The following is a 17,038-nucleotide window of genomic DNA, read 5'->3' as shown; positions in this document are numbered from 1 at the left end:
ACTATGAATATTTATATCTCTCTAATTATCACCATGGTCTTCTCCGCCTTCTTTTCAGGAATGGAGATTGCCTTTGTGTCGGTAGACAAACTGCGTTTTGAGATGGAACGCAAGGGGGGAATTACATCCCGTATCCTTTCCATCTTCTTCAAGAACCCGAATGAATTTATCTCTACCATGTTGGTGGGAAATAATATCGCCCTGGTCATCTATGGTATCCTGATGGCACAGATTATCGGCGACAATCTGCTGGCGGGATTCATTGATAATCATTTTCTGATGGTGTTGGCGCAGACCGTTATTTCTACCCTTATTATTCTGGTGACCGGAGAGTTTCTGCCGAAAACAATCTTCAAAATCAATCCCAATCTGGTCTTGAATGTTTTTGCCATTCCACTGATTATTTGTTATGTCATTCTATATCCTATTTCCAAACTGGCTTCAGGTTTGTCTTGTTTATTCCTTCGTGTCTTTGGAATGAAGATTAACAAGGATGCATCCGACAGAGCGTTTGGAAAAGTCGACTTGGACTACTTCGTGCAAAGCAGTATTGATAATGCCGAGAATGAGGAGGAACTGGATACGGAAGTGAAAATCTTTCAGAATGCTTTGGATTTTTCGAACATAAAAATCCGCGACTGTATCGTTCCGCGTACCGAAGTGGTGGCTGTTGATCTGACAACTTCACTGGACGAGTTGAAAAGCCGCTTCATAGAATCCGGAATCTCCAAGATAATCGTGTATGACGGGAATATCGACAACGTAGTCGGTTATATCCATTCGTCGGAAATGTTCCGTGCCCCGAAAAACTGGCATGAGAATGTGAAACAAGTGCCGATTGTGCCCGAAACCATGTCCGCTCATAAACTGATGAAACTCTTCATGCAGCAAAAGAAAACGATTGCCGTAGTGGTGGATGAATTTGGCGGTACGTCCGGCATCGTGTCTCTGGAAGACCTCGTTGAAGAAATCTTTGGAGATATAGAAGACGAACACGATAACACTTCCTATATCAGCAAGCAGATCGACGAACGCGAGTATGTGTTGTCCGCCCGCCTGGAGATAGAAAAAGTCAATGAGACGTACGGACTCGACTTGCCCGAGTCGGATGATTATCTGACAGTAGGAGGGTTGATCCTGAACCAATATCAGAGCTTCCCGAAGTTGCATGAAGTGGTCCGGGTAGGACGTTATCAATTCAAGATAATTAAGGTCACAGCGACAAAAATAGAACTCGTGCGATTAAAAGTCTTGGAATAATGACGATAATCAAGAAATTTTTAGCCAATAAATAGATGCATATTAGCATTTTTTGTATCTTCGTGCGCTAAAACGACAAAAGAAAGAAATAATAATAAACATAAATCGTATTAATCAAAATGGCAACGTTACAAAACATTAGGTCGAAAGGACCTCTATTGGTGATTGTTATCGGCTTGGCGCTGTTTGCTTTCATTGCGGGTGACGCATGGAAGGTGATGCAGCCGCATCAGGCACATGACGTAGGTGAGGTGAACGGAGACGCTCTTTCCGCTCAAGAGTATCAGAATTTGGTAGAAGAATATACCGAAGTGGTGAAACTCATGCGTGGGGTGACCGCCTTGAATGACGAACAAACCAATCAGGTGCGCGATGAAGTATGGCGTTCCTACGTAAACAATAAACTGATCGAAAAAGAAGCAAAAGCACTGGGACTGACTGTTTCTGCTGCTGAAATCCAGGACATCCTGAAAGCAGGCGTTCATCCTTTGTTGAGACAAACTCCTTTCCAGAATCCGCAAACAGGAAACTTCGACAAGGATATGTTGAACAAGTTTCTCGTGGAATATGCCAAGATGAGCGAATCACAAATGCCGGCACAGTATGCTGAACAATACAATAACATGTATAAATACTGGTCTTTCATTCAGAAAACACTGATCGAGAGCCGTCTGGCAGAAAAGTATCAGGCATTGGTGTCTAAAGCTCTTCTTTCCAATCCGGTGGAAGCACAGGACGCTTTCGATGCAAGAGTGAACCAGTACAACGTGTTGATGGCTGGTATTCCTTACTCTTCTGTAGTGGACTCTACAATCGTAGTGAAAGAATCGGAACTGAAAGACTTGTATAACAAGAAGAAAGAACAATTCAAGCAATATCAGGAAACTCGTGACATCAAGTACATCGATGTACAAGTGACTGCAAGTGCTGAAGACAGAGCTGCTATCCAGAAAGAAGTGGACGAAGCTACTGAACAGTTGGCTACTACTACGGAAGATTATACTTCTTTCATCCGCTCGACTGGCTCGGAAGCTCCTTATGTAGACTTGTTCTATAACAAAACAGCTTTCCCGTCAGATGTAGTTGCCCGTTTGGACTCTGCTTCGGTAGGTACTATTTATGGTCCTTACTATAATGGTGCCGACAATACAATCAACTCTTTCAAAATTGTAGCTAAAGCTGCTGCTGCCGACTCTGTCGAATTCCGTCAGATTCAGGTATACGCAGAAGATGCTGTGAAGACAAAGACATTGGCTGACAGTATCTACAACGCGATCAAGGGTGGTGCTAACTTTGCTGATCTGGCAAAGAAATATGGTCAGACTGGTGATGCAAACTGGCTAACTTCTGCACAGTACGAAGGTGCACAGATAGACGGCGATAACCTGAAATTCATCTCTGCTATCAACAATGCAGGTGTGAACGAACTGGTGAACTTGCCGATGGGACAAGCAAACGTAATTCTTCAGGTGACTAATAAGAAATCTGTAAAAGACAAATATAAAGTAGCTGTTATCAAACGTGAAGTAGAGTTCAGCAAAGAAACTTACAACCGTGCTTATAATGATTTCAGCCAGTTTATCGCAGCTAATCCGAGTGTAGAAAAGATGGTAGCTAACGCTGAAGAAGCCGGTTACAGACTGCTCGACAGAATGGATTTGAGTAGCTCTGAACACAATATCGGTGGTGTAAGAGGCACAAAAGAAGCGTTGAGATGGGCGTTTGATAAAGCAAAACCGGGTGATGTTTCCGGCTTGTACGAATGTGGCGAAAGCGATCACATGATGGTAGTAGGTCTGGTAGGCATTAAGCCGGAAGGATATCGTCCGTTGAAAGCAGTACAGGATCAGTTGAGAGCTGAAATCGTAAAAGATAAGAAAGCTGAAAAGATTATGGCTGACATGAAAGCTGCCAATGCAACTTCATTCAACCAGTACAAAGAGATGACTAATGCAGTCAGCGACTCTTTGAAGATGGTTACTTTTGCAGCTCCTGCATATGTATCAGCATTGCGTAGCAGCGAACCGTTGGTAGGTGCTTATGCTTCTGTTGCTCCAGAAAATCAGTTGAGTGCTCCTATTAAAGGTAACGCTGGAGTATTTGTATTGCAAGTATACGGTAGAGACAAGTTGAACGAAACATTCGACGCAAAAGCTGAAGAAGCTACGCTGACTAACATGCACGCACGTTTTGCCAGCCGTCTGATGAATGATTTGTATCTGAAAGCAAACGTAAAAGATACACGCTTCTTGTTCTTCTAAACAAGTAGCAAGTAATAGATATTAGGCACGGATTACACGGATTTACGCGGTTTAAACTTTTGAGGGAACCGCGAAACCCGTGTAATCCGTGCCTTTTTTGTGGTCGTTTTTTTGTTTATGGTCTTTGTTATCTGATTAAATTTCCATATCTTGCTAATCTTTATCAATTGGCTTTGCGAAATACTTCATTAACTAATACGAATCTATATTATGACTAAACAACTAGCCCAGTATTCAGTTCCCGCTGAAAATTCACGTGTTATCCGTGTATTCCTTTCGTCAACGTTCAGAGACATGGAGATGGAACGTTCTGCATTAGTCAAACTCTTTAAGGGTTTGCAAGTGAAGGCTGCCAGCCGTGGTGCCACCATTTCATTGGTTGATTTGCGTTGGGGAATCACAGAAGAAGATGCAAAAAGCGGCAAGGTTGTTGAAATATGCCTGAAAGAGATCGTTAACTCCCGGCCTTTCTTCATTGGTATGGTAGGCGACCGCTATGGATGGTGTCCCAGTTATGAAGATTTATCTCAAACTCTCAATGACAGCTTGGGATATCGTTGGATAGAAGATGACTTGAATCACCATTTGAGTGTGACGGAAATTGAAATGCAGTTTGGTGTACTGCGCAATCCCAATCCGTTACATGCCTATTTTTATATAAAACAGTCGGCAGATGATGATCTGTCTTGCCCTAAAGAGGAGTCTCTTAAACTGAAATGTCTGAAAGAGAGTATTTTGCAACAGGAACGTTATCCTGTGCAGGAGTATGATTCGCCCGATCAGTTGTGTAACCTTGTGGAAGCTGCTTTCACGGAATTGCTTGAACGGGAGTTTCCGGATGTACTGACCGTTGAAGATAATCAAGCATTGCAAGAACAACTGACGCGCAATGAACTCTTATTCAATTATCACCCAATACCTGAAGCAGATCAGGCGTTTGCTGATTTTTTGGCGGCGGATGAACAGCGGTGTCTGGTGGTAACGGGCGGTTGCGGTCTTGGCAAGAGCGCTTTGTTGGCTCATTGGAGCGATTTGGTGAACAATGATATGCCGATGATTCCTATCTATCATCGCTTGGATAGTACTACATTGTCTTCTTATCCGGAAACGTTGGCGAGAATGTTAGCTTCCAAATGCCAGAACGCACTCAAGCATCAATCTTTGGGTGAAGAAAATTTGTTCGCGGCGGAAGTATCAAAAGAACTTGACTCGACCCAAAGCACTGCCAAATCCATCATGGACGCCGTGAGAAACTCGGTTTTGATGGGAGATGCTGGCTTGAACATTTTTTCAGGGAACACACTTCGAAACCTCAAGGAGATTGAAGAAGATTTGAATTCTATCCAAAAGTTCAGTCAGTTGTGGAGTGCGTTGGGTGCATCAAGATATCCTATCATTTTGCTGATTGATGACATCAGTTATCTGAATCCGACTGAAGCATCCCTGTTTTCTTTATTTGCATCTATTCCCCCGAATGTGAAAGTCGTGTTGAGCTTTTCGGCGTCATCCACTGCTTACCTGCCCTTTGTTCAGAATGGCTACGCTCATTTCCAGTTGAATGGCTTTTCACAGGCGGATGCCAAGTCGTTCTCAAAGCAATATTTGTCTACTTACTCCAAGGCTTTGTCCGCACAACAGGAAGATATTCTTGCTTCGTGGGTGCTGGCTAAACAACCGCGCTGTTTAAGTGTATTGCTCAACGAGCTGGTTTCGTTCGGTCAGTACGATGCTCTCAATGAATATATGAGTGGATATTGCCGGCTTAATGAGGTTGGGCAATTCTATGACAGTGTGCTACGGCGTTTGTCGGCTGATTATGGTCTCGAAGAGATTGGAAGAACGCTTCTGATGCTTTCACTTACTTTAGAAGGATTTACCGAAGATGAAGTGAAGAGCATGGCAGACATTAATCAGATACTTTGGTCGCAGTTGAGAGTGGAAATGAGCAGCTGGCTCACCAACAAAGGAGGACGATATTGCATTGGTGACACACAAATGGTAGAGGCGATCGAACGCTATTTCGCTCAAGATGACGAATGTATAGATGATAGTCGCCATGAAATTATTTCCGCTCTGCTGGATGAGGAAGAAATCCTTTCCCATCCGTTGACTTTTGCCGATTATAACTATCGCATGAAACAGTTCTGCTACCATGATTCGTATCGCTATAAAGTGGAGATTACCTATCAATGCTATAAGATGCAAGAATGGGATATATTGAAGGATTGGATTTGTGATGTGGAGATTTTCGAGATTCTGTATCGCACGAATCGTTCTTTGTTGGAAGATAGCTGGAAAGCGATCATGAACGACAATCCTGAAGTTACGCCTGAAGTCTATGCCGAATTGGACTTTGATGAGATCGATTCTTTTTTAATTCCTGTTATTGCTAATGATATGGCTACTTTCTTGAGCAGTTCTTTCCATCTGACGAAGGCGGCAGCTGCTGTGAGTGAGAAGAGTATGGAAGGTGCTGCTATGCCACTCATTGCCAAGTCGGTATTGAAGATGAATGAGGGATGCCGGTATGCCCGTAATGAAGAATACGAAACGGCATGCGACTGTTTCCTGAAAGCATTGGTGATGCAGGAAAACATTGTACCGACTCCGGAACTGGAGATTGCCAACACCTGTCGAAATCTAGCTTTGGCATATTACTACAATGAGCAATACAATGAAGCGGCGATCTATTTGAATAGGGCGCTTGATTATCATGCGGCTTCTGCTGACGAGAAGAGTCAGGCAGAAGTCATTGAACTTTCCGAATATCTGGCTTATTGTGATTACTATAAGGATGAGGAAGAGAGTGCTGCCGAGAAATTCCGGAAAGTAGCTGAAATGCACGAGTCATTGAATGGCAGACTGTCCGGTGGAGTGGCTAAATGTTTGCGTATGCAGGGTAAATGTCTTTATTATATCAAACGATACGATGAAGCATGGATGCTGATGAATCAGGCGTTGGACATTGCTATACAGATAGATAGCAAAAAACAGATCGTCGCTTGTCATAAACAGTTGTATTATCTGTGCAGGGAATTCAAACGGGTGATGAATGAACGTGGCGATGAGCAGGCGTCTACTTTATTCTTCCGTGAGTCTCTTCTGCATGAAATGTATTTCAGCGAAAAACCGCGTCTGGCGGAACTGACTGTCCGATATGAGGCATTGAGATGTGATATTATGCAGCAGTATTACATGAATAAAGACTATGATAACGTGATTCGTATTGCGACGTCTTTGGATATTCACGATGATGCTGACCCTAATGCTTCCTGTCAGGTATATTATTACAAAGCACAGGCTTATGTGAAGTTGGAGAATTATCCAATGGCGAAAGAGGCTTTCTTCAGAGAGTTCGAACTGCGAAAGAAGTATTTGGGATGGGAGGAAGAAGATACGATTCTGGCTTGTCAGAACTTAGGGGTTTTGCACAGCTTTTGTAATGAACGGGAAGAGGCGCTGGCTTGTTTCCGTGAGGCGTACGGTCATGAAGTGAAAAAGAATAGCGAGGATTCTGAAATGGCGCAAAAGCTACTTCAATATATCAGCGTGGTTGAATCATAACGGAGGCATACTTCCCTTTTTTGTTAACTTTTACATTCCTGCTATACGGAAATCGACTTTATTTCCTTACATTTGCAGATATAAACTATCAACAGAAAGAAGAATGTCTAAATATCCCCTTTTAGGAATGACTCTTGTAGAGCTTCAATCATTGACAAAAAGACTGGGTATGCCCGGCTTTGCTGCCAAGCAGATTGCATCCTGGCTTTACGAAAAGAAGGTAGCCTCGATTGATGATATGACTAATTTGTCATTGAAACACCGGGAGTTGCTCAAGCAGAACTATGAGGTGGGAGCAGAAGCTCCGGTAGATGAAATGCGCTCTGTAGATGGTACGGTGAAGTATCTTTATAAAGTGGGTGAGAACCATTTTGTAGAGTCGGTTTATATACCGGATGATGACCGGGCAACGTTGTGCGTGTCGTCACAAGTAGGTTGTAAGATGAACTGTAAGTTCTGTATGACCGGTAAACAGGGGTATACCGCTAACCTGACCGCCAGCCAGATCATGAATCAGATTCATTCGCTGCCGGAACGGGACAAACTGACTAATGTCGTAATGATGGGAATGGGCGAGCCGCTCGATAACCTGGATGAGGTATTGAAGGCATTGGAACTACTGACCGCTACCTACGGTTACGCATGGAGTCCGAAGCGTATCACGCTTTCTACAGTCGGGCTACGGAAAGGATTGCAGCGTTTTATCGAAGAAAATGACTGCCACCTTGCCATCAGCCTTCACTCTCCGCTGACCGTTCAGCGTGCTGAATTAATGCCGGCGGAAAAGGCGTTTTCAATCACCGAAATGGTGGAACTGTTAAAAAACTATGATTTTAGTAAACAACGTCGACTTTCGTTTGAATATATTGTTTTTAAAGGGCTCAATGATTCGCAGGTCTATGCCAAAGAGTTGCTGAAACTTCTTCGCGGGCTGGATTGCAGGGTGAATCTGATTCGTTTTCATGCCATACCGGGGGTAGACCTCGAGGGGGCGGACATGGATACGATGACCCGTTTTCGTGATTATCTGACGTCACACGGACTTTTCACCACTATCCGTTCATCCAGAGGCGAAGATATTTTTGCCGCTTGCGGTATGCTGTCGACAGCGAAACAGGAGAAAAATAATGAAAGTTAATATATAAAACCGAACATCATGAAAAAGTACTCTTTTATTTTATGCATCGCTTTGGTAGCCTTTGTCGTTGCATCTTGTGGTCTGAAAGGAAATCACACCTCTAGTGGTCGTGCTTACGAGCTTTTGGTTGTAGTAGATCACGGTGTTTGGGATCGTGCTGCCGGAAGGGCGTTGCATGATGCGCTCGATGCTGATATGCCCGGTTTGCCGCAGTCGGAACCTTCTTTCCGGATTATGTATACTTCACCGAAAGATTATGATTCTACGCTGAAGTTGATACGTAACATTATTATTGTAGATATACAGGATATATATACGAAAGCCTCGTTCAAATATGCGAAGGACGTGTATGCCAATCCGCAGATGATATTGACTATCCAGGCTCCGAACGAAGAAGAGTTCGAGAAGTTTGTGGAAGAGAACAAAAAGACGATTGTCGACTTCTTTACCCGTGCGGAAATGAACCGTCAGATTACGTTCCTGGAAGGGAAACACAGTAATTTCATTTCGCAGAAAGTGGACAGTTTGTTCGGATGCGACATCTGGGTGGATGCCGAACTGGCTAATTCAAAGACCGGGGATGATTTCTTCTGGGCTTCTACCAACACAGGTAGTGCTGACCGTAACTTTGTGATGTACTCTTATCCGTACACTGACAAGGATACGTTTACCAAAGAATATTTTGTGCACAAACGTGACTCCGTGATGAAAGCCAATATTCCCGGATTCAAGGAGGGCGTTTATATGTCGACCGATAGTTTGCTGACCGATGTCCGTCCGATCAATGTACAAAACAGCTACACAATGGAAGCACGTGGCCTGTGGCGTATGAAGGGCGACTTTATGGGTGGTCCGTATGTATCTCATACTCGTCTGGACGAGAAAAACCAACGAATTATTACTGCAGAAATATTTGTTTATTCACCTGATAAAATGAAACGCAACCTGGTACGCCAGATGGAAGCATCTCTGTATACACTGAAACTTCCGAATGAAGTTCAGCAGAATCAGATTCCATTGGGAGAGGCATCTAAGGAAGCGGAACAAACTAATAAATAAAAACATGGAAGATAACAAGATAAGGATAGGTATCACCCAAGGAGATATTAACGGGGTGGGCTATGAGGTGATTCTTAAGACATTTTCCGACCCTACGATGTTGGAACTATGTACTCCGATCATTTATGGCTCACCGAAAGTAGCGGCTTATCATCGCAAAGCGCTGGATATACAGGCCAATTTCAGCATTGTCAACTCTGCTACCGAAGCGGGGTACAACCGTTTGAGCGTGGTGAACTGTACGGATGATGAGGTGAAAGTGGAATTTTCCAGACCCGACCCCGAAGCCGGTAAAGCTGCGCTGGGGGCTTTGGAACGTGCCATCGAAGAATATCGCGAAGGGTTGATAGACGTTATCGTAACAGCTCCGATCAACAAACATACGATTCAGTCGGAAGAGTTCTCCTTCCCCGGACATACGGAATATATCGAAGAACGTCTGGGTAATGGTGATAAGTCATTGATGATTTTGATGAAGAATGACTTCCGGGTGGCTTTGGTTACGACACATATCCCTGTCAGAGAGATCGCGACTACGATTACCAAAGAATTGATTCAGGAGAAACTGATGATATTCCATCGTTGTCTGAAACAGGATTTTGGTATCGGCGCTCCGCGTATTGCGGTGCTTTCTCTCAATCCTCATGCCGGAGACGGTGGTTTGTTGGGAATGGAAGAGCAGGAAGTGATTATCCCTGCCATGAAAGAAATGGAAGAGAAAGGAATCCTTTGCTACGGTCCTTATGCGGCCGACGGCTTTATGGGTTCGGGCAATTATACTCATTTTGACGGTATCCTGGCGATGTATCACGATCAGGGGCTGGCTCCGTTCAAGGCCTTGGCTATGGAAGACGGGGTGAACTATACGGCAGGCCTGCCGGTAGTACGTACTTCTCCGGCTCATGGAACGGCATACGATATTGCAGGCAAGGGATTGGCTTGTGAAGATTCTTTCCGTCAGGCAATCTATGTTGCCATCGATGTGTTCCGTAATCGTCAGCGGGAAAAAGTGGCTCGTGCCAATCCGTTGCGTAAACAGTATTACGAGAAACGTGACGATAGTGATAAACTGAAGCTGGATACAGTAGACGAAGATTAAAAACGAGTGATGACGAGAGCAGAGATACAACAAGTGAAACAGCGTTTCGGTATTATTGGAAATACTGAAGCATTGTCGCGCGCCATAGATGTTGCCATTCAGGTAGCTCCTACCGATTTGTCTGTGCTGATTACCGGAGAAAGTGGAGTCGGAAAAGAAAGTTTTCCGCAGATTATTCATCAATATAGCCGGAGGAAGCACGGACAGTATATTGCTGTCAACTGTGGTGCTATTCCGGAGGGCACGATTGATTCCGAACTGTTCGGGCATGAGAAGGGTGCGTTTACCGGTGCGATTGGCGAACGGAAAGGGTACTTTGGCGAAGCCGACGGTGGTACTATTTTCCTTGATGAAGTAGGGGAGTTGCCGATGCCTACCCAGGCGCGTTTGCTCCGTGTGTTGGAGAGTGGCGAGTTTATAAAAGTAGGTTCGTCCAAAGTGCAAAAGACGGATGTTCGTATTGTGGCAGCTACCAATGTCAATCTGACACAAGCGATTGCAGAAGGACGTTTCCGTGAAGATTTATATTACCGGTTGAATACGGTGCCTATCCAAATACCGCCTTTGCGTGAACGTGGTGACGATGTACTTTTGTTGTTCCGTAAGTTTTCCGCAGACTTTGCAGAGAAATACCGGATGCCTGCTATCCAGTTGACGGAGGATGCGAAGAAAGAGTTATTGGCTTACCCGTGGCCCGGCAACGTTCGTCAGTTGAAGAACATCACCGAGCAAATATCTATCATTGAAACCAACAGGGAGATCTCTGCTGCTATCTTGCAGAATTATCTTCCTGCACAAAATACGCAACGTCTTCCCGCGCTGATGGGAACGCGTGAGAGTAAAGGCTTTGAGAGCGAACGGGAGATTCTTTATTCTGTTCTGTTCGATATGCGCCAGGAAGTGGCGGAGCTGAAGAAGATGGTGCACAACCTGATGGCGGAACGTGCCGGACAGGTGGGGCAGGTAGGACAAGTGGGAACGGTGGTTACTACTCCGGTAGTGACGACACACCAGCCTTCGGTACCTGCGATCATTCATACCATGCAGCCTGCGGTTTGCAAGGATGACGATGACATACAAGACACGGAAGAATATGTAGAAGAACCTCCTTTGTCACTGGACGAAGTGGAAAAAGAAATGATACGCAAAGCACTTGAAAGGCATCACGGAAAGCGGAAGAGTGCGGCCAAGGACTTGAATATTTCCGAGCGTACACTTTATAGAAAAATAAAAGAATATGAATTGGATTAAGAAAATAATACGCCCTTTGCTACTGTTCGGCTTGCCGTTGGTAGTCATTGCGTGCACTGTTTCCTATAAGTTTAACGGATCGTCTATCAATTATGATAAGGTAAAGACCATTTCGATAGCCGACTTCCCGATCAAGTCGGAGTATGTATATGCTCCGTTGGCAACCAAATTCAATGAGGACCTGAAAGATATCTTCATCCGGCAGACCCGTCTGCAACTGCTCAAGCCGAGTCAAAATGCCGACTTGCAGATTGACGGAGAAATCACAGGGTACAATCAGTACAACCAGGCAGTATCTGCCGACGGTTATTCTTCGGAGACGAAGTTGACTATCACCGTCAATGTGCGTTTTGTCAACAACACCAATCATGCCGAAGACTTTGAACAACAGTTTTCTGCGTTCCGTACTTACGACTCTACCCAGTTGTTGACTGCCGTACAGGACGGATTGATTGCTGAAATGTCTAAAGAGATCACCGACCAAATTTTTAATGCAACTGTAGCAAACTGGTAATATAAATGACTTCTGTTAACTTTCAACAATGGATTCAGCATCCCGAGACGCTGAATAGGGATACTTTGTACGAACTGCGCAATCTTCTTGCGAGGTATCCGTATTTTCAGTCACTTCGTCTGCTGTATCTGAAGAATCTGTATATTCTCCATGATATTAGTTTCGGTGGAGAACTGCGGAAAGCAGTTCTTTACATTGCAGACAGACGGCAGTTGTTCCGGTTGATTGAAGGTGACCGCTATGATGTGCAGGCACGGAAAAAGGGAGTACCTCTCACGGAGGTGCTGAAAGACGAACCGTCCGTAGACCGCACATTAGCATTGATCGACGCTTTCTTGTCCACAGTACCCGAAGAGGTGACTGCCCGGACCAGTTTCGACTATTCGATGGATTACACCTCTTTCCTTTTGGAGGAGACTCCGGCCACGGAACAGCCGGCTGAAGAAACGCCCAAACTCAAAGGCTTCGAACTGATTGACGACTTTATAGAAAAGAGCGAGAGCGACTCTCCCCTCTGCATGAAACCTTTAAGAGAAGAAATGCCATCTTCGCCAACCTCTTCGGACGAACTTACCGAAGAAGAAACGATGAAGGAAGAAGAGGAAGATGACAGCTGTTTTACGGAAACTTTGGCAAAAATCTATGTTAAACAGCAACGATATTCAAAAGCTCTTGAAATAATTAAAAAATTAAGCTTGAAATATCCAAAAAAAAATGCTTACTTTGCAGACCAAATCAGATTTTTGGAGAAATTGATTATTAACGCTAATTCAAAATAACTAAAAATGTACTTATTATTCGTTATCTTAATGGTTATTGCAGCCTTGTTGATGTGTTTCATCGTGCTGATTCAGAACTCAAAAGGAGGCGGACTTGCTTCTGGTTTCTCTTCATCTAACGCCATCATGGGCGTGCGCAAGACTACAGACTTTCTGGAAAAAGCAACATGGGGCCTGGCCATCTTTATGGTTGTAATGAGTATTGCTACTGCTTATGTAGTTCCTCGCTCTGCTGTTGCTAAAGACGCAGTGTTGGAACAGGCACAGAAAGAACAACAGACTAACCCGTATAACTTACCCGCAGGTACGGCTGCGCCGCAAACTGAAGCTCCTGCTACCAATGCACCTGCTACAGAAACTCCGGCACCGGCTACTGAAACTCCTGCTCCTGCAGCAGAGTAATTCACTCCGTCGTCAGGTAAGACTTTGGGGTAAAACCATTAATGGGAAGGTGCAGACGGATGCTGCATTTCTTTGATATTTAAGTGCGGATTACGCAGATTACACGGATTTTCAATGTTCCGAGTGGTCAGTGTAATCCGCACTTAACTTTTTCTTGTAAAAACAATCTCTTTGTGATAGAAACAAACGAGATTTAACTACCTTTGTTGGCTGTATAAGATTATTAACTACTTTTTTAAATATAACAATGACAGAACATTTGAAACAGAAATTGAATGACTCCGCCGTACTCCGATGGAGTGTTCTAGCATTGGTCGCATTTACTATGCTATGCGGCTATTTCCTCACCGACGTAATGTCTCCTCTAAAACCCATGCTTGAGAAAGAACTATTATGGGATAGTCTTGATTATGGATTCTTCACAAGCGCTTACGGTTGGTTTAACGTATTCTTGTTGATGCTGATCTTCGGTGGTATCATTTTGGACAAAATGGGAGTTCGTTTCACCGGAATGGGAGCTTGCTTATTGATGGTGTTTGGTTGTGGATTGAAATACTATGCGATTTCTACTACTTTTCCGGAAGGTGCCATGCTCTTCGGATTCAAAACACAGGTAACCCTGGCTGCATTGGGGTATGCTATCTTCGGTGTAGGTGTGGAAATTGCCGGTATCACAGTTTCCAAAATTATCGTGAAATGGTTCAAAGGTAAGGAAATGGCATTGGCTATGGGACTTGAAATGGCTACGGCACGTATTGGAACAACTCTGGCAATGGTGCTTACGGTTCCTTTGGCCGACTTTTTCGGATCTACGGATGAGAGTGGCACATTCCATACCAATATTCCTGCTCCGATTCTGTTTTGTCTGATTATGTTGTGCGTGGGTACGATTGCTTTCTTCCTTTATACTTTCTATGATAAGAAGTTGGATGCTTCTTTGGATGCAGAGGGATTGGAACCGGAAGAGCCGTTCCGTATGAAAGATATTGTGTATATCATTACCAATAAAGGATTCTGGCTGATTGCATTACTATGTGTATTGTTCTACTCGGCTGTATTCCCCTTTATCAAGTATGCTGCCGACTTGATGGTGCAGAAATATAACGTAGATCCGAAGTTGGCGGGAACGATTCCCGGATTGTTGCCGATTGGTGCGATTATTCTGACTCCGTTGTTCGGCTCGCTTTATGACCGTATTGGTAAGGGAGCCACATTGATGATAATCGGATCAGTGATGCTTATTTTTGTGCATACGATGTTTGCTCTGCCTATACTGAATATATGGTGGTTTGCTACTATTATCATGATTATATTGGGATTTGCCTTCTCGTTGGTGCCTTCAGCTATGTGGCCGTCTGTTCCGAAGATTATTCCGGAAAAACAGTTGGGTACCGCATACGCATTGATTTTCTGGGTACAGAACTGGGGATTGATGGGTGTTCCTTTGTTGATCGGATGGGTGTTGAATACTTATTGCAAAGGTCCGGTAGTAGACGGTGCACAGACTTATGACTACACGTTGCCGATGACTATTTTTGCTCTCTTTGGTGTACTTGCTCTGATTGTGGCTTTGATGTTGAAGGCAGAGAACAAGAAGAAGGGATACGGTCTGGAAGAGGCGAATATCCAAAAGTAACTGGGAAATTCAATACCTAAAGTAACAAAGGAATTTTGTATCAAGGTGTAAACAAAAGGGTATCAGTATGAATACTCTGAAATAAAAAATAAGAAGTATGGCTGCCAAAGAGAAAATCAACCTGTTAGAGGTCATTCCCTGTCGCAGTGAACATATTACAGCAGAAAGGGAAGGGGAGACAATTGTGCTCTCCTTTCCCCGTTTTAAATATCCGTGGATGCAACGCTTCCTTGTGCCGAAAGGAATGTCGAAAGAACTTCATGTGAAATTGGAAGAACACGGTACGGCTGTATGGGAACTGATAGATGGAAAACGCAATGTTCGTGAGATTATAGAAAAACTCGCAGACCATTTTCAAAATGAAGAGGGCTACGAGTCGCGTGTATCGGCTTATCTTTCTCAAATGCAGAAAGATGGATTTATAAAACTGGTGATACCAGTCGCATAAATAGGAATTTATATTTCACCACAGAGGACACGGAGGACACAGAGTTCTTCTCTCTCTTTCCGCAAGTAAAACAGAGCGATAAATACGATTCTCAATACGTGAGACTCTGTGTTACTCTATAGTGAATAAAAAAGATTAAACCTCTGTGTCCTCCGTGTCCTCTGTGGTGAATTTATTATTATTTATTTGATAAATACAGCCCAAAGTATGACGGCAATTGCTATCAGGACTCCCATGATAATAAGCGTTCCCCAAACAAAATAATTGCTGTCTTTCTCTTTCTTTTTCTCCGAGTCGTGGATGATACGTTCCATTTCTTCGGGAGTGGTATTGGGTAGTGGATAAGGTTCGTTTGCACGGTTTAAATGCTTCAACTTGTCGTTAGCACGTTCACGACGTAGGCGGGAAGCTTCCCGTCCCTCTTTTATTCGGCGTATCATGTCGAATGCATGTCCTTCACCAACCATATTCTTTGTTTTTTAGAAGTTCACTTTCTCGTTTTTCTATTTCCCTTCTTCTCTGTCCACTTTGAGCAATCCTCCCGTATTCGGATCAAAATAAACTTTGATGGTAGAATTCTTGTTGAACAAAACCGGAGCCAGATATTCTATCACACCAAATTGAGTAATAGGAAGTTCACCTTCGTAAAGTTTCTTTTTGCCGTCGGTCAATGTAACCATAGCTTGTCCGGGTACGTTGTAGGCGATTCCATCCAAATCTTTCTTCTTCTTACCATCTTCCTGTGGTATCTTGACCGATTTCAGGTCTTTCAGACTGATATAAAACGGAGTTCCTGCCAAATCATTGTTGGCAACTACACCTAACTTCTTCGAGAAGCGGAAAGCAACTTCATTGTTAAATTCCTTGTCAGGGGTAAGGCGGACAGTGAATGTTCTCTCTTCCTTGTTGCAGGTGCCGGAGAACATTTGCGTCATGGCTTCTTCCTGTGCATTCAGATTGTCGAGCATAATCTTAAGCTGTGCTCCGTCTGAAGGCATATTGTCAGCCTGTCCGCGCAATAAGGCATTTTTGCTTTCGCGGATGTTATAGATTTCTTTAGCCACCAGTTCGGCCATCTTGGCGGTAGAGCTAGCCATCAGAATCTCTTCGGTCAGGAATTCACGAGGATTTGCTTTCTTTTGGAGGACTGTGGGAGCGGGAGCGGCTTTTTTGCCTACACTGCTGTTGCTGTAAGGAACATTGATCGTTTTCACAATGCCATCCTCTGTCAGTTCCATGAGCGGTGCTACTGTCTTATCCTTCAATTTTACGAAATACGTCGTTTCGCTGTTGGGCACACCTACGGATTTCACTTTTACGCTAGTCAGTTCCCAGTACTCTTCAGGGTCGGCGGAGACATTGGTCAGTCGCAGGTAACGATCAGCATATTTGCTGAATTCTCCCGGAGTATAGTTGACTTTGTTGGCTTTTATTTCAAGTTCTATTTGGGTTTTGGGAAGACTGTAAACCACTCCATAGTCTTTTCCTCGGGTAACCCCTGTCAGTACTTCGGTTTGTGCATAGGCGGACGTTGTCATAAGTAGTCCTGCTGCTATAATCAACTTTTTCATATTCGGTTCTTTTTAACTGGTTTTGAAAACAAAGTTAATGAAGTTATTGAAAAAAC

The 17,038-nt window shown here is 43.9% G+C and carries 14 protein-coding genes; 12 read left to right on the top strand and 2 right to left on the bottom strand.

The window, feature by feature from the left end:
* The first annotated feature begins 3 nt into the window (after positions 1 to 3).
* The 12 genes from DXA54_RS16010 to DXA54_RS15955 all read left to right on the top strand — a co-directional run bounded on the left by DXA54_RS16010 (position 4) and on the right by DXA54_RS15955 (position 15,411).
* Positions 4 to 1,260: a hemolysin family protein gene (locus DXA54_RS16010; RefSeq protein WP_004309808.1), complete on the top strand. Its 1,257-nt coding sequence runs from the start codon at positions 4 to 6 to the stop codon at positions 1,258 to 1,260.
* A gap of 119 nt (positions 1,261 to 1,379) precedes the next feature.
* Positions 1,380 to 3,521: a peptidylprolyl isomerase gene (locus DXA54_RS16005; RefSeq protein ID WP_120080027.1), complete on the top strand. Its 2,142-nt coding sequence runs from the start codon at positions 1,380 to 1,382 to the stop codon at positions 3,519 to 3,521.
* A 210-nt stretch (positions 3,522 to 3,731) separates the two neighbouring features.
* The gene (locus DXA54_RS16000) at positions 3,732 to 7,085 is read left to right on the top strand and encodes a DUF4062 domain-containing protein (RefSeq protein ID WP_120080025.1); all 3,354 of its coding nucleotides are present in this window, start codon (positions 3,732 to 3,734) and stop codon (positions 7,083 to 7,085) included.
* Between the two features lie 103 nt (positions 7,086 to 7,188).
* Positions 7,189 to 8,223 carry a 23S rRNA (adenine(2503)-C(2))-methyltransferase RlmN gene (gene rlmN / locus DXA54_RS15995; protein WP_008017001.1) on the top strand — a complete coding sequence of 345 codons (1,035 nt, stop codon included), beginning with the start codon at positions 7,189 to 7,191 and terminating at the stop codon, positions 8,221 to 8,223.
* Between the two features lie 18 nt (positions 8,224 to 8,241).
* Complete coding sequence (locus tag DXA54_RS15990) at positions 8,242 to 9,282, top strand: DUF4837 family protein (protein WP_004301885.1); 1,041 nt, start codon at positions 8,242 to 8,244, stop codon at positions 9,280 to 9,282.
* A 4-nt stretch (positions 9,283 to 9,286) separates the two neighbouring features.
* Positions 9,287 to 10,381, top strand: a complete 1,095-nt coding sequence (gene pdxA / locus DXA54_RS15985; RefSeq protein WP_120080023.1) for a 4-hydroxythreonine-4-phosphate dehydrogenase PdxA — start codon at positions 9,287 to 9,289, stop codon at positions 10,379 to 10,381.
* Between the two features lie 9 nt (positions 10,382 to 10,390).
* The gene (locus DXA54_RS15980) at positions 10,391 to 11,632 is read left to right on the top strand and encodes a sigma-54 interaction domain-containing protein (protein WP_004304664.1); all 1,242 of its coding nucleotides are present in this window, start codon (positions 10,391 to 10,393) and stop codon (positions 11,630 to 11,632) included.
* Entirely contained in the window at positions 11,619 to 12,146 is a 528-nt protein-coding gene (lptE, locus tag DXA54_RS15975; protein WP_004301888.1) for an LptE family protein, read from the top strand. The genes DXA54_RS15980 and lptE overlap by 14 nt, the downstream gene beginning before the upstream one ends.
* Before the next feature lie 5 nt (positions 12,147 to 12,151).
* Positions 12,152 to 12,925 carry a hypothetical protein gene (locus tag DXA54_RS15970; protein WP_008645322.1) on the top strand — a complete coding sequence of 258 codons (774 nt, stop codon included), beginning with the start codon at positions 12,152 to 12,154 and terminating at the stop codon, positions 12,923 to 12,925.
* Between the two features lie 6 nt (positions 12,926 to 12,931).
* Positions 12,932 to 13,327, top strand: a complete 396-nt coding sequence (gene secG / locus DXA54_RS15965; protein ID WP_004301890.1) for a preprotein translocase subunit SecG — start codon at positions 12,932 to 12,934, stop codon at positions 13,325 to 13,327.
* A 247-nt stretch (positions 13,328 to 13,574) separates the two neighbouring features.
* On the top strand, positions 13,575 to 14,963 hold the full coding sequence (locus DXA54_RS15960; RefSeq protein ID WP_004301891.1) for an MFS transporter: 1,389 nt from the start codon (positions 13,575 to 13,577) through the stop codon (positions 14,961 to 14,963).
* A 97-nt stretch (positions 14,964 to 15,060) separates the two neighbouring features.
* Positions 15,061 to 15,411, top strand: a complete 351-nt coding sequence (locus DXA54_RS15955; RefSeq protein ID WP_004301892.1) for a PqqD family protein — start codon at positions 15,061 to 15,063, stop codon at positions 15,409 to 15,411.
* 182 nt (positions 15,412 to 15,593) lie between these two features.
* On the opposite strand, the gene DXA54_RS15950 is transcribed toward DXA54_RS15955, so the two are convergent.
* Together DXA54_RS15950 and DXA54_RS15945 are read right to left on the bottom strand one after the other, a co-directional pair.
* Positions 15,594 to 15,878 (bottom strand): hypothetical protein, encoded by a 285-nt coding sequence (locus DXA54_RS15950; RefSeq protein ID WP_004301893.1) that lies wholly within the window; start codon positions 15,876 to 15,878, stop codon positions 15,594 to 15,596.
* 36 nt (positions 15,879 to 15,914) lie between these two features.
* The gene (locus DXA54_RS15945; protein WP_004301894.1) at positions 15,915 to 16,982 is read right to left on the bottom strand and encodes a DUF4831 family protein; all 1,068 of its coding nucleotides are present in this window, start codon (positions 16,980 to 16,982) and stop codon (positions 15,915 to 15,917) included.
* Between the last annotated feature and the right edge of the window lie 56 nt (positions 16,983 to 17,038).

The organism is Bacteroides sp. OF03-11BH, from assembly GCF_003604005.1.
GTDB lineage: Bacteria > Bacteroidota > Bacteroidia > Bacteroidales > Bacteroidaceae > Bacteroides > Bacteroides ovatus.
The sequence above is the reverse complement of the archived record's forward strand: the minus strand, read 5'-3'. Positions and strand labels throughout refer to the sequence as shown.

Coding starts and splice junctions, on each gene's coding strand:
- DXA54_RS16010 (WP_004309808.1), top strand. CDS start 4: ATGAATATTTATATCTCTCTAATTATCACCATGGTCTTCTCCGCCTTC.
- DXA54_RS16005 (WP_120080027.1), top strand. CDS start 1,380: ATGGCAACGTTACAAAACATTAGGTCGAAAGGACCTCTATTGGTGATT.
- DXA54_RS16000 (WP_120080025.1), top strand. CDS start 3,732: ATGACTAAACAACTAGCCCAGTATTCAGTTCCCGCTGAAAATTCACGT.
- rlmN (WP_008017001.1), top strand. CDS start 7,189: ATGTCTAAATATCCCCTTTTAGGAATGACTCTTGTAGAGCTTCAATCA.
- DXA54_RS15990 (WP_004301885.1), top strand. CDS start 8,242: ATGAAAAAGTACTCTTTTATTTTATGCATCGCTTTGGTAGCCTTTGTC.
- pdxA (WP_120080023.1), top strand. CDS start 9,287: ATGGAAGATAACAAGATAAGGATAGGTATCACCCAAGGAGATATTAAC.
- DXA54_RS15980 (WP_004304664.1), top strand. CDS start 10,391: ATGACGAGAGCAGAGATACAACAAGTGAAACAGCGTTTCGGTATTATT.
- lptE (WP_004301888.1), top strand. CDS start 11,619: ATGAATTGGATTAAGAAAATAATACGCCCTTTGCTACTGTTCGGCTTG.
- DXA54_RS15970 (WP_008645322.1), top strand. CDS start 12,152: ATGACTTCTGTTAACTTTCAACAATGGATTCAGCATCCCGAGACGCTG.
- secG (WP_004301890.1), top strand. CDS start 12,932: ATGTACTTATTATTCGTTATCTTAATGGTTATTGCAGCCTTGTTGATG.
- DXA54_RS15960 (WP_004301891.1), top strand. CDS start 13,575: ATGACAGAACATTTGAAACAGAAATTGAATGACTCCGCCGTACTCCGA.
- DXA54_RS15955 (WP_004301892.1), top strand. CDS start 15,061: ATGGCTGCCAAAGAGAAAATCAACCTGTTAGAGGTCATTCCCTGTCGC.
- DXA54_RS15950 (WP_004301893.1), bottom strand. CDS start 15,878: ATGGTTGGTGAAGGACATGCATTCGACATGATACGCCGAATAAAAGAG.
- DXA54_RS15945 (WP_004301894.1), bottom strand. CDS start 16,982: ATGAAAAAGTTGATTATAGCAGCAGGACTACTTATGACAACGTCCGCC.